The sequence below is a fragment of the Alistipes sp. An66 genome, from assembly GCF_002161445.1.
GTDB lineage: Bacteria > Bacteroidota > Bacteroidia > Bacteroidales > Rikenellaceae > Alistipes > Alistipes cottocaccae.
On the sequence record NZ_NFHT01000053.1, the window covers coordinates 1 to 617 of the forward strand.

Below are 617 nucleotides of genomic sequence, written 5' to 3' on the forward strand. Positions count from 1 at the left end.
CGGCGTGTTGTTCTTCTTTTTGTGTTATAGTCTTCACTCGGGGAATAAATCCCGATCCAGATCGATTCGCGGCACCGGCCTCAGGTAGGATTTTTTATCCATGGCCGTTTTACCCATCAACAACAGAACCGACTCCTCGTTGGGCATGGCTCCCCGCATGCGTGTAACCCGTCGAAAATCTTTCTGCAGACGCTCGATCCAGTTCGTCGTGTAGATCATCGACTGAATCCTTGCCTCGTAGTTCAGATAAGTGAAGTAGGCTTTGTAGGCCGGATCCTCCGCCCGTCGTCGAAAACTGCGATAATCCTGACCCCATTTCTCACAAAGTGTCTGCCATTGTTCCCAGGCCCTCTCTACCGTATAGCTGCGATCTCCCGTACGGAAGACCTGCCGCAAATCCTCGGCCAGCTCTCCCTTATCGCCGTTGCGCACGCAGCTCAGCAGATTGCGTTTCAGGTGCGTCGTACAGCGTTGTAGCGGGGTTCCGGGAAAGACCGCACTGATGACATCCTCCAGACCCTTCAGCCCGTCGGCACACACCAGGCCGATCTTCCGAACGCCTCGTTCCTGCAGCTCTGTGAGCATCTCGCCCCAGCCCAGGGCGCTCTCCGTGGGCT

Annotated in this window: 1 protein-coding gene; it reads right to left on the minus strand. The window is 56.1% G+C overall.

Translation table 11 applies throughout. The features are described 5' to 3' along the window. Positions 1-33: 33 nt before the first annotated feature. The coding region (locus B5G16_RS12455) for an IS256 family transposase (protein ID WP_204228116.1) at positions 34-617 on the minus strand (584 nt) is incomplete at its 5' end.